This window comes from Mesorhizobium sp. M7A.F.Ca.AU.002.02.1.1, from assembly GCF_003998535.1.
Lineage (GTDB): Bacteria > Pseudomonadota > Alphaproteobacteria > Rhizobiales > Rhizobiaceae > Mesorhizobium > Mesorhizobium ciceri.
This window is the reverse complement of sequence record NZ_RZPB01000152.1, coordinates 1-10,135: the sequence shown is the minus strand read 5'-3', so window position 1 is coordinate 10,135 and position 10,135 is coordinate 1. Positions and strand designations below refer to the sequence as shown.

14 protein-coding genes are annotated in these 10,135 nt (G+C 63.3%); 5 read left to right on the top strand and 9 right to left on the bottom strand.

All coding sequences use genetic code 11. The features are described 5' to 3' along the window. A partial coding sequence (locus EN879_RS12295; protein ID WP_127274068.1) for a DUF922 domain-containing protein occupies positions 1-235 on the top strand: 235 nt, incomplete at its 5' end. 166 nt (positions 236-401) lie between these two features. Here EN879_RS12295 and EN879_RS12290 read toward each other — a convergent pair. Further along, the gene (locus tag EN879_RS12290) at positions 402-1,460 is read right to left on the bottom strand and encodes a Gfo/Idh/MocA family oxidoreductase (protein ID WP_063168573.1); all 1,059 of its coding nucleotides are present in this window, start codon (positions 1,458-1,460) and stop codon (positions 402-404) included. A gap of 49 nt (positions 1,461-1,509) precedes the next feature. Beyond that, on the bottom strand, positions 1,510-2,214 hold the full coding sequence (locus EN879_RS12285) for an SDR family oxidoreductase (RefSeq protein WP_024501629.1): 705 nt from the start codon (positions 2,212-2,214) through the stop codon (positions 1,510-1,512). A gap of 127 nt (positions 2,215-2,341) precedes the next feature. Here EN879_RS12285 and gcvA point away from each other — a divergent pair, with 127 nt between their 5' ends. Further along, on the top strand, positions 2,342-3,244 hold the full coding sequence (gene gcvA / locus EN879_RS12280) for a transcriptional regulator GcvA (protein WP_063168574.1): 903 nt from the start codon (positions 2,342-2,344) through the stop codon (positions 3,242-3,244). Between the two features lie 35 nt (positions 3,245-3,279). Here the strand turns inward: gcvA and EN879_RS12275 are convergent, their stop codons facing one another. Beyond that, the gene (locus EN879_RS12275; RefSeq protein WP_063170281.1) at positions 3,280-4,011 is read right to left on the bottom strand and encodes a 3-keto-5-aminohexanoate cleavage protein; all 732 of its coding nucleotides are present in this window, start codon (positions 4,009-4,011) and stop codon (positions 3,280-3,282) included. A gap of 207 nt (positions 4,012-4,218) precedes the next feature. On the opposite strand from EN879_RS12275, the gene EN879_RS12270 reads away from it, so the two are divergent. Then, positions 4,219-4,413 (top strand): hypothetical protein, encoded by a 195-nt coding sequence (locus tag EN879_RS12270; protein WP_024501638.1) that lies wholly within the window; start codon positions 4,219-4,221, stop codon positions 4,411-4,413. 54 nt (positions 4,414-4,467) lie between these two features. Here the strand turns inward: EN879_RS12270 and EN879_RS12265 are convergent, their stop codons facing one another. After that, positions 4,468-6,585 (bottom strand): EAL domain-containing protein, encoded by a 2,118-nt coding sequence (locus EN879_RS12265; protein WP_063168575.1) that lies wholly within the window; start codon positions 6,583-6,585, stop codon positions 4,468-4,470. Between the two features lie 137 nt (positions 6,586-6,722). Beyond that, positions 6,723-6,824 (bottom strand): hypothetical protein, encoded by a 102-nt coding sequence (locus EN879_RS12260; protein ID WP_013530742.1) that lies wholly within the window; start codon positions 6,822-6,824, stop codon positions 6,723-6,725. Positions 6,825-7,079: 255 nt separating this feature from the next. Between EN879_RS12260 and EN879_RS12255 the strand changes: the two genes are divergently transcribed. Continuing rightward, complete coding sequence (locus EN879_RS12255; protein WP_063170282.1) at positions 7,080-7,529, top strand: ester cyclase; 450 nt, start codon at positions 7,080-7,082, stop codon at positions 7,527-7,529. A gap of 60 nt (positions 7,530-7,589) precedes the next feature. Here EN879_RS12255 and EN879_RS12250 read toward each other — a convergent pair whose 3' ends face one another. Continuing rightward, entirely contained in the window at positions 7,590-8,120 is a 531-nt protein-coding gene (locus tag EN879_RS12250; RefSeq protein WP_181172688.1) for a hypothetical protein, read from the bottom strand. A gap of 121 nt (positions 8,121-8,241) precedes the next feature. After that, positions 8,242-8,568 (bottom strand): DUF1330 domain-containing protein, encoded by a 327-nt coding sequence (locus tag EN879_RS12245; RefSeq protein ID WP_013530739.1) that lies wholly within the window; start codon positions 8,566-8,568, stop codon positions 8,242-8,244. A gap of 176 nt (positions 8,569-8,744) precedes the next feature. On the opposite strand from EN879_RS12245, the gene EN879_RS12240 reads away from it, so the two are divergent. Beyond that, the gene (locus tag EN879_RS12240) at positions 8,745-9,437 is read left to right on the top strand and encodes a helix-turn-helix domain-containing protein (RefSeq protein ID WP_024501641.1); all 693 of its coding nucleotides are present in this window, start codon (positions 8,745-8,747) and stop codon (positions 9,435-9,437) included. 15 nt (positions 9,438-9,452) lie between these two features. On the opposite strand, the gene EN879_RS12235 is transcribed toward EN879_RS12240, so the two are convergent. Next, positions 9,453-9,851 (bottom strand): type II toxin-antitoxin system HigA family antitoxin, encoded by a 399-nt coding sequence (locus EN879_RS12235; RefSeq protein ID WP_024501642.1) that lies wholly within the window; start codon positions 9,849-9,851, stop codon positions 9,453-9,455. Continuing rightward, positions 9,851-10,135, bottom strand: a 285-nt coding sequence (locus EN879_RS12230; RefSeq protein ID WP_245493815.1) for a type II toxin-antitoxin system HigB family toxin, incomplete at its 5' end; no start/stop codon positions are given. The genes EN879_RS12235 and EN879_RS12230, both read right to left, overlap by 1 nt.

Genomic DNA, 10,135 nt, shown 5'->3' with positions numbered 1-10,135 from the left:
TGAGAAGGTGCATGGCGCCAGCATGGTCCAGATGGTCCACGACATCCAAGCCGCGACGGACGGCCTGACCGTCGCCGACGATCCCAAATGCAGCAAGACCAGGGCCGAGGTGGTCAAGCGGCTCGACGCGATCTCGAAGGCGCGGGTGCAGGCAAGCCGCGACTTCGACCGTATAGAATTCGGCAATGGCGGCAATTTGCAGAAACTGGTTTTTTCGCTCGTGACCGGCCCCTGAAGCCACCTGACACGGATCAGGAGGCGGGCACTGATGACTTACCAGGCGCAGCAATTGAAGCTGCCGATCTCCCCCCTTGCGAGGGAGATGGCCGGCAGGCCAGAGGGGAGTCTGACAGAACTCGGCCCCTTCCAGCTACTGCGGTATGGGCGCGAGGTGCGAGCCCTCACCGCGTTTCCGCGTTCGCTCTCAGCTCGGCCCGCTTCTCGTCCGACACCACGGCCAGATCCAGCACCTTCTGCAATTCGGCCGCATGGCGGAAGGACGGTTCGGCCTGCACGCCCGTGCGCACCGCGTCAGTGAAACGCTGGTAGTTGGTCTCCACCGTGCCGGGGTCGAGCTCTTCCCATATGGCGTTCTCGACATTCTCCCCCACGCATGCCTTGAGCGTCGAACCGTCGAGATTGTGCACCACTTCGATGCCGCCCTTCTCGCCATAGATGCGCAGACGCAGTTCGTTGAGATGGCCTGTTGCCCAGCGGCTGGCATGCACCACGCCGAAGGCGCCGTTGGAAAAATCCAGCGTCATGGCGAAGCTGTCATTGGCGTCGAGTCCGTAGTCGCCGATGCGGTTGCCGGGCGCCTTGTCGAAGGCGCGCAGCCGGCAGAAGACATGGTCGATGTCGACGGCTGCGCCATAGCTGGCGAAATCGAGGATGTGGATGCCGACATCGCCGAGCACGCCATTGGAACCGTGGCCGCGCGACAGCCGCCACAGCCATTTCGGATCGGTGCGCCAGTCGCCCCAGAATTTCGACACCAGCCAGCTTTGCAGGTAGGACGCCTCGACATGCCTGACCGTGCCGATCTCGCCCGCTTGCACCATCTGGCGCGCTTTCTGCAGCGCGGCCACATTGCGATAGGTGAGGTTCACCATGTTGACGATGCCGGCGGCCTCGGCGGCATCGGCCATCTCGGTCGCCTTGCCGAAGTTTTCGGCCAGCGGCTTTTCGCACAGCACCGGCTTGCCGGCGGCGATCAGCGCCATGGTGGTCGGGTGGTGGATGCGGTCGGGCGTGACATTGGCCACCGCGTCGAACTCGCCCCATGCCAGCGCCTCCTCCAGCCCGGTAAAGCGGTTGGGAATGTCAAAGCTGTCGGCGAACTCGCCAACCCGCGCCGGATCGACATCGACTGCGCCGACAATGTCGACGCCCTCGATGGCGCTGAAGCGCCGGGCATGTTCCTGCGCCATCCAGCCGGTGCCGAGTATCAAAAGCCGCATTATTTGCTCCTTGGGGTGAGATGCCGGAATCCCCTCCCGGCCGACGCCCTCAAATAGCGCGTATAATGCCGCCGTCGACCCGGATGTTCTGGCCGGTGATGTAGCCGGCGCCCTCCGACGCCAGGAAGGCGATGGTCGCGGCGACCTCTTCCGAAGTGCCGTAGCGCTGCATCGGCACGCTGTCGCGGCGTTCTTCGGTGGCCGGCAGGCTGTCGATCCAGCCGGGCAGCACATTGTTCATGCGCACATTGTCGGCGGCATAGGTGTTGGCGAAGATCTTGGTGTAGGCGGCAACGCCGGCGCGGAACACGGCGGACGTCGGGAACATCGGGCTCGGCTCGACCACCCAGGCCGTCGAGATGTTGATGATGGCCCCACCCTTCTGCTTGACCATCTGCGGCGCCACGATGCGCACCGGCCGGATGACGTTGAGGAGGTAGACGTCCATGCCGGTGTGCCATTGCTCGTCGGTGATCTCGAGGATCGGCGCACGCGGCCCGTGGCCGCCGCTGTTGACCAGCACGTCGATGCGGCCATAGCGCTCCAGCGTCAGGTCGACGAGGCGCTGCAGATCGTCGTTCGACTGGTTGGAGCCGGTGACGCCGAGCCCGCCAAGCTCCTTGGCCAGCGCCTCGCCCTTGCCCGAAGAGGAAAGAATGGCAATCTTGAAGCCGTCCGCCGCCAGCCGCTTGGCCGCCGCCGCCCCCATGCCGCTGCCGCCGGCCACCACCACAGCTACTTTTTCTACACTCATCGGATTTTCCTCTCAGGGTTTGCGGGCACCGCAAGCGGTGTTTTCGGGAGTTGAGCGTCGATATAGCTGGTTTTCCCCGTCGGTTCGAACCAGAATGCCTGAAATCAACCTGTAGAAAAACTACTGCATGCCCGAAACCTTCCTCAGCTTGCCGCCGTTGAATGCGCTGCGCGCCTTCGAAGCCTCGGCGCGTCATCTCAACTTCCGCATCGCGGCCGAAGAGCTCAACGTCACGCAAGGGGCGGTCGCCCAGCACATTCGCGGGCTGGAGGCCGATCTCGGCACGAAGCTGTTCGAGCGGCTGCCGCGCGGCCTGGCGCTGACCGATGAGGGCCGCGCCTATGTCCCCAACATCCGCCGCGCCTTCGACCTGATCTCGGAGGCGACGCTGCTGCTTCGTCCCGAGCCGGCGCGGCTGACGATCAGCGTGACGCCGAGCTTCGCCACCAAATGGCTTATCCCGAGACTGCACGACTTCGTCGCGCACCACCCGCTGGTCGACCTGCGCGTACTGGCCAGCGAAAGCCTGTCGAGCTTCCAGGCCGATGGCGTCGACATCGCGGTCAGGCAGGGCCGCCCACCCTTCGGCGCCGGGCTGGTCGTCGACCTGCTGTTTCCCCAGCAGATCGTCGCCGTGTGCAGCCCGGCCCTGCTGCCGGCCGGCGCGATCGAGATCGCGGCCTCCGAAATCCAGCACCACGTACTGCTGCACGATGCCCACAATCTGTGGCCGGAATTCATGGAAAAGGCCGTCGGCCTGAAGATGACGACCGAACTCAAACGCATGCGCTTCAACCAGACCGGCCTCGCCATCGACGCGGCGGTGGCCGGCCAGGGCATTGCGCTGGCCAGCCGCTTTCTCGTCGCCGCCGACCTCGCCGCCGGCCGTCTGGTTCAGCCCGTCAGCGGCGAAATGCGCGGCACGCAGGATTTTTATGTCGTGATGCCGAGAAAACAGCGCCACCCCGAGCCGACGCAAGCCGTGCGGCAATGGTTGCTGGATGCCGGAGAGCGACGACCTTTGTCGTGAGACCTTCGCACGCACGGAGACGTCAAGCCGCTTGCCTATGAGGCAACGACGGGCGCACCGCGAAAGATCGCCACGGCGGCAGCGACGATTTCCGCATTGTCCTTGGCTGTCTTGCCATCGGCGAGCGTCTTGCCGTCTTCCAGACCGACCCGTGTCGACCAGCGCTGGCGATGCGCAAGCTCGACGAGGGGCCAGACAGTCGTGTCGACGCCATGCAGCAGGATCGGCCGCCCTACCCCGGCGCGCTCGAGTACGGCGGCGATGCCATGCGCTTCATCGAGTGCAGCGGACAGGTCGGGGATATCGATCTCGATCAGAATGCGCAGCACCTGGTTGTGGCCAGGAAGCGCTACGAAGCGCTCGGCATCGGCGACGACGGCTAGCCCCGCCTCGATGCCTACACCACGCTGGCGCAGCAACTCCATCACGGCGGGCGCATCCGGTTCGGACAGGTTGACCGAAGCATAGTCAGGCAGGTCTCGCCAGCCGGCGATCGCCGCTCGGGTCCGCTCGACGTCGTTCTCGGTCCAGGCGCCGGTCGACACGCCAACCAGTGTTCCCGGGCAGGTCCGGCGCACCGCCAGCACCGTGGCGTCGACGGCTGCCAGGCTTTCGCGTCCGTCGGTGCCGCGCGGATGGATATGCAGTTCGGCCGCTCCAGCGGCGACGCAGGCTGCCGCATCGCTGGCCATTGCCTCGGCAGTCAGCGGCAGCTTCGGGTGGAAATCGCGCGGACGCGCGCCGTTGATGCAGGCCTGGACGATCATCGATGTCACCTTGCGCAAGGGGCCGCAGTGTAGCTGTGCGGCGTTGAAACTGCCAATCTCCCCCTCGTAGGGGAGATCGGCAGCTTCAACGCCGCGCGTCTGCTCACAACATTCGGCGGCATTTGAATAAAAGCCGCTTGTGGATATTTACCCGGCGTTCCCTCGTCTCCGGCAAGCTCTTTTTAGGGCGGGATCATGGAGGGACCATTGACCAGCGATTTTTCAGCCGCCCGCATCCACCTCGAACGCGCCTATCATTATCTGCAGGGCAATGACGAGACGAGCCGTGCCGCCTGTGACGCGCTCGATCTGTTGATCGAAGCGGTGACGGAGGCGCAGCACAGGCGACCCGAGGCTGGAGTGCTGGAGTTCCCGCAATCGACGGCGCGGCGAACCGGATAGAAAGTGTCGAGTTTCAGGCCAGTCCGGCCTGGCCTGAAACTCGCCGCACCCGGATCACGATGCCTTGCGGGCCGTCGCTCCCTTGGTTGCGCGCGCGACAATTCGCTCGAGCGGCTCCGGCCGGTGCAGCAAAAATCCCTGGCCGAAGGCGACCCCCATGTCGCTCAACATGGCCAGCGTGTCCTGCCGTTCGATCTTCTCACCGACCACGTCGCAGCCGAGGCTACGGGCAATGCTGGTGATGGCCAGCACGATCTCGCGGTCGAAGCGGCTTTGCGTGATGTGCTCGATGAAGGAACCGTCGATCTTGATCGTGTCGACGGGGAACCGCCGGAGATATTCGAACGAGCTCATGCCGGCTCCGAAATCATCGAGGCCGACCCGGCAACGCCGCTCGCGCGCCTTGCGCACGAACTGTTCGGCGGCATCGAAATTGGTGACGGCGGCGGTTTCGGTGATCTCGAAGCCGATGCCCGAATGCGGCGCCCCGGTTTCTTCTATGACGCTGTCGACGAAGTCCCAAAGCTGCGGATCGCTCAGCGTCTGCGCCGACAGATTGAAGCCAAGCGTCAGCGCCCCCGAACGCAAGGCGGCACCATGCCGCGACAGCGCGGTGCGGATGATCCAGCGGTCGAGCCGCGACGCGATGCCGAACCGCTCGGCCACCGGAATGAACTCGCCGGGTGGCACCAGCCGGCCGTTGCGTGCGGCGAGCCTGGCCAAGACTTCGACATGACGGCTTTCCTGCCAGGGACGGCCCAGAAGATGGATTTCCTGGCCAAACAGCTTCAGCCTGCCGTCTTCCATGGCATCGACGGTATCGGCGACGATGCGCGCCGCGTTGAGGCCACCCGAACCCGATGCCGTATCGGTGGAGAAGACGGCAAATCGGTTTCGCCCGGCGGCCTTGGCCGCATAGCAGGCGTCGTCGGCACAGGCCAGCGCGTCGGCCACCGTCGTGTCGGCGTCATCGACGAAAGCGATACCGATCGAGGCCGCCAGCTTGCGCGACGTGGCCGTCGATCCAAGTTCGGCATCGCGAACCGCGGCAAGTACCGCGTCGGCCAGCCGCCCGGCCTGCGCCGCATCGCAATTGGGCATCAGCAGCGCGAACTCGTCACCGCCCAGGCGCGCGGCATGCGCCGTCGCGGGAAGGCAGCCCAGAATGCCTTGCGCAACGCTTTTCAGTGCCAGGTCGCCGGCCGCGTGGCCGGCAAAATCGTTGAGCGCCTTGAAGTAGTCGAGATCGACATAGAACACGGAAAGCGGCAGCAACTGCGCGGCCGCGATATGATCGGCCAGCAGCCGGTCGAACGCGGCGCGGTTCAAGAGACCGGTGAGCGCGTCATGGCGGGCCGCATAGGCAAGCTCCTGCTCGCGCTGCTTGTCTTCGGTGATATCGCGCACCGTGCCCAGGATCTGCCCCGCCAGCCGGCGGTCCCGGATTTGCGGGTCGGCGATGAAACGCAGCAGGGATTCTATGTGCCGGACCTCTCCGTCGCGCCGCACGATGCGGTATTGCACGGCGGTGACCTTGTCCGTTTCGAGCGGCACCAGATGCGCGCGCGACGCGGCCTCCTTGTCGTCCGGATGCAGATAGCCGAACCAGTGGTCGCGCTCGACTTCGGCGGTGTCGGAGACGAGCCCGAAAATCTCCCTGGTGCGTTGGTCCCAATAACTTTTGCCGCCCGCGAGGTCGTGGTGCCAGATGCCGGTGCCGCTGGCGGCGAGCGCCAGGCGAAACCGCACATTGACCTGCTCGAGTTCGGCCTCGGCGGCCTTCTGCTTGGAGATGTCGGTCTGCACACCCATCAGCCTGAGCGGCTTTCCCATCGCGTCGCGCTCGACGACGCCGCCGCGATCGAGCACCCATACCCAATGTCCCTGCTTGTGCTTCAGCCGCAATTCGGTCTCGATGGCGTCGGTCAGGCCGGCAATGTGGCGGTCGCCGCTGGCCAGCGCCCGCTCGCGGTCGTCGGGATGGGTCAGTTGCAGCCAAAGGTCGCTGGTGTTGGCCAATTCGCTCTCATCGTAGCCTAGCATCCGCGCCCAGGTCGCGGAATAAAAGCAGTCGCCGGTCACAAGATCCCAGTCCCAGACGCCAAGATGCGCGCGCTCCAGGGCTTTTGCCCAGAACGTTCCATTGCGACTTTTCTTACCCTGACGCGCCATCGTCTGCTTCGCCTGCTCCACCGCGGCGCAATCTGCGGCAAAACCAGAGAAGAAACAGTTACCGCGCGGGCGGAGTGTCGACGTCTGATTGGGAGCCCCTGTTCATCAAGGCCGTACCGAACTACTCCAGGCAGCCGTCAATTTCCCCAGGTCGACGACACGACATTGCCCGCCGTCACGCCGGACAGTCTTTCGCGCTTCTCGAGCCTCGGCTTTTCATAGGTCTTCTTCATTGCCATCGCCTTCTCCCGTGGCCATCCGATTTCCAGGGTCTAGCTGAGGCGGGGCAGCCATGCTTGGGCTCAGCGGAACGGGTTCCGGCCCAGGCGGCCCTGCCCGGCGCCGAACCCGCCTTTTCGATTGGCCGGCAGGAACCGGAGTTTTGTGTCTGGCGGATCGTCCTACTGCTGCCCAGGTCAGCGGCGCAAGCCGGTGACCCCTGGATCATCGGCGGCGCCGATGATCCCATGCACGACAACAACAAGGACCTTCCAATGACCAAGCAAGAAGACAACAAGGCCGTCGTCGTCAGATGGTTCACCCACTTCTGGGGTGAACGTTGCGATCTGTCGGTCGTCGACGAGATCGCGGCACCCGACATGCTGCTGAAATATTCGCTGCACGAGCCGCGCCGCGGCCGCGACGACATCAAGGCCTTCATGGCCGACTTCCGCGCCGCCTTCCCGGACCTCAACTTCTGGGCCACCGCCGACCTGATTGCCGAGGGCGACTATGTCGTCGGCCAGTGGGAGGGCGGCGGCACGCATACCGGCCCAGCCTTCGGCGACTTCCTCGTCGGTTCGCTGCCGGCCGCCACCGGCCGCACCATGCGCTTCACCGGCACCACGGTGCTGAAGGTGGTTGACGGCAGGATCGTCGAGGAAATCGGCCTCGATGACGGCGTCACCGCCCTCACCCAGCTCGGTCTGATCAAGACCGCCTGAGGCGATCAGGCAAAACGATCGTTCGGGCCAGGCGGCGTCAATGCCGCCTGGCCTCATTGCTTATTGGCTCGGCGCCATTGCGTGCTCGCATGACACTTTCGGATTCATGTCGGCGAACGTGCCTGTCGGGTTCCCTTTCCAGGCCCAGACATGCAGCTCGTAGAATTCACCCAGGCCATAGCGGTTGGGGGCGCTGTTGAAATTGAACAGCTGGCCGTCCAACGATGCCGGTCCTTTCGAAGTGATGTACTCGACCGCCACCAGCTTCAGCGTGCCATCGGCCATCGGCTCGTACATCACAGCTTCGGGACGGGCGATGTCGATCTTGTCGTCCTTCAGATACTGGCCGTTGACATAGTGGATGCCCATGGCGCCGCCGGTGATGCCGCTGGCACAAGGAATAGGCGCATAGCCCTCTGATACCGCTGCCTTGACGTCGACAAACCGGCTGTTGACAGCCCGCACCTTGTCGGCCAGCGGGCCGGAGGCAGCTTCAGCCGGCTCCTGATGCGCCTGCGCGAGGGTGGTGCAGATTGCCAGCATGGTCCCCGCCATAAGAAGTCCGCTGCGAAAGTTTGATATCATCTTCATTCCATTCTTCTTGAAAAAGCACAGCTGGCCGGCCGCCGAAAATACGGAGGCCCGGCAGGCAAGCGCTGTGGCTGTTGTTGCTTGGAGATCCCGAAATTGATGTAACGGCTACCGAAAAGGATCATCCCTTCGGCAGATACGGGATCGTTCCGGCCAGATCGGTGTTGTCGATCATCTGGAAACGGCTGTCGCTGCCGTCCTGACGGGCCGAGACGAAGGGCGCGTAGGCAGGATCGGTGGTGAAGGCGCGCGCCGCCGCTTCCGACGGGAACGCCATCAGCGCGATCAGCGTGGTATCGAGCGGCTTGCCTTCAAGCGTTTTCACATTGCCGCTGCGCGACAGATATCTGCCGCCATGCTTGTGGACGAGATCGTGCACCGAGGCGGCGTAAGCCGGCACCCACTGCGGGTCGTTTATCTTGATGTCTGCGATAACGTAGGCGGTCATGGTGGTCTCCTGGTTGCGGTGCACAGGCGTATCCCGTGCAACCGGCCAAAAGGCTCGCATGGCAGGACCCTCGCCAACCAGTCCGCGATCTGTACCGGGGCAGTACAGTTTCCGTACTGGCCGCTTCATTCATGAAGGCCTAATATTCGGTCAGGTTTGAGGGAGAGGCACCAATCATGAGCCAGCACGGATACAAACAATTCTGTCCGCTATCGATGGCCGCTGAGGTGCTGTGCACCCGCTGGACCATGGTGCTGATGCGTGAACTGGTGGCCGGCTCGACCCGCTTCAATGATCTTCGCCGCGGCGTCCCCAAAATGTCGCCGACCCTTCTGTCGCAACGGCTGAAGGAACTTGAGATCGCCGGGATCGTCGAGCGCAAGGAAGTGCCGGGCGAAAAAGGCATCTTCGAATATCGGCTGACGGAAGCCGGCCGGGATTTGCGTCCTGTCGTCGAGGCAATGGGCTTCTGGGGGCAGAAATGGGTCGAATCCCGGCTGTCGCTGAAGAACCTCGATCCGTCGTTGCTGATGTGGGACATGCGGCGCAATCTAAACCCCTCGCCGCTGCCTGAAGGGCGCACGGTGATACAATTCCTGTATCAGGATCTCCCGGCGTCCAAACGGTCGTGGTGGCTGATCGTCGAGAAGCACGGTGAGGTCGATCTGTGCTGGTACGATCCGGGCTTCGATGTCGATCTCTACGTCTCGACCGACCTGCACACGATGACGGCGATCTGGATGGGAGTGCTGACCGTCGAGAAGGCCGGCGCCAGGGTTGCCCTGACCGGCGACCAGGCCATCGGCAGGAAGATGCAGACCTGGCTCGGCCTCAGCCCGTTCGCGGTGGAGCCCAAACGCGCGGCTTAGGAGAATCGGTGCATGTTAGGCGCGCCTGCGGCCCCTGTCATTTGCAAGGTGATAGGGTTGCACGAGGACTTCGGCGGGAATTTTCCATTCCTTGTTCAGTTTGAAGACCATATCCAGGGTGAGTGCGCGCTTTTTGTTCAACACCTCGGTCGCCCGGGGTGATGATCCGATCACCTCGGCCAGCGCCTTCCGCGACAGGTTGAACAGTTCCATGTGCGAATGAATGGCTTCAACGGGATCCGGTGCTTCAATCGGGTAGTGCTTATCCTCATAAGCCTCGATCAGGGTTGCGAGAACGTCGAACCGGTCACCATCGAGAGAGCCGACCTCCGGCTCATTTTCGAAATATTTAGTGATTTCGGCGATCGCCCAATCGTAATCGGCTTCGGTCTTAATGGGTCGAATGTTTTCCATCACACCTTCTCCGGATCAATCTTGTCATACTCTTTGTGCGTGCCGACGAATTTGATCAGAACGCGGTGAAACTTGTAGGCGACGTGGACAATCAAACGATACTTGTTGCCGCTAATGTCGAAAATGATGCGATTGTCACCTACGAAATCAACTGTCGCTCCAAACGCATACTTGACGTCAGCCGGGGTCTTCCAATCAGCATTCCCGACAGCCACATACCAAGCCGTCAAAGGAGCTTCGGCCTGATTGTGTTTTGCCCAAAAATCCTTCAGCGCCTTCTTGGC

Bases quoted from the DNA above. Each gene is read 5' to 3' on its own strand.
- EN879_RS12290 (WP_063168573.1), bottom strand. From the start codon at position 1,460: ATGCGGCTTTTGATACTCGGCACCGGCTGGATGGCGCAGGAACATGCC.
- EN879_RS12285 (WP_024501629.1), bottom strand. From the start codon at position 2,214: ATGAGTGTAGAAAAAGTAGCTGTGGTGGTGGCCGGCGGCAGCGGCATG.
- gcvA (WP_063168574.1), top strand. From the start codon at position 2,342: ATGCCCGAAACCTTCCTCAGCTTGCCGCCGTTGAATGCGCTGCGCGCC.
- EN879_RS12275 (WP_063170281.1), bottom strand. From the start codon at position 4,011: ATGATCGTCCAGGCCTGCATCAACGGCGCGCGTCCGCGCGATTTCCAC.
- EN879_RS12265 (WP_063168575.1), bottom strand. From the start codon at position 6,585: ATGGCGCGTCAGGGTAAGAAAAGTCGCAATGGAACGTTCTGGGCAAAA.
- EN879_RS12260 (WP_013530742.1), bottom strand. From the start codon at position 6,824: ATGGCAATGAAGAAGACCTATGAAAAGCCGAGGCTCGAGAAGCGCGAA.
- EN879_RS12255 (WP_063170282.1), top strand. From the start codon at position 7,080: ATGACCAAGCAAGAAGACAACAAGGCCGTCGTCGTCAGATGGTTCACC.
- EN879_RS12250 (WP_181172688.1), bottom strand. From the start codon at position 8,120: ATGAAGATGATATCAAACTTTCGCAGCGGACTTCTTATGGCGGGGACC.
- EN879_RS12245 (WP_013530739.1), bottom strand. From the start codon at position 8,568: ATGACCGCCTACGTTATCGCAGACATCAAGATAAACGACCCGCAGTGG.
- EN879_RS12240 (WP_024501641.1), top strand. From the start codon at position 8,745: ATGAGCCAGCACGGATACAAACAATTCTGTCCGCTATCGATGGCCGCT.
- EN879_RS12235 (WP_024501642.1), bottom strand. From the start codon at position 9,851: ATGGAAAACATTCGACCCATTAAGACCGAAGCCGATTACGATTGGGCG.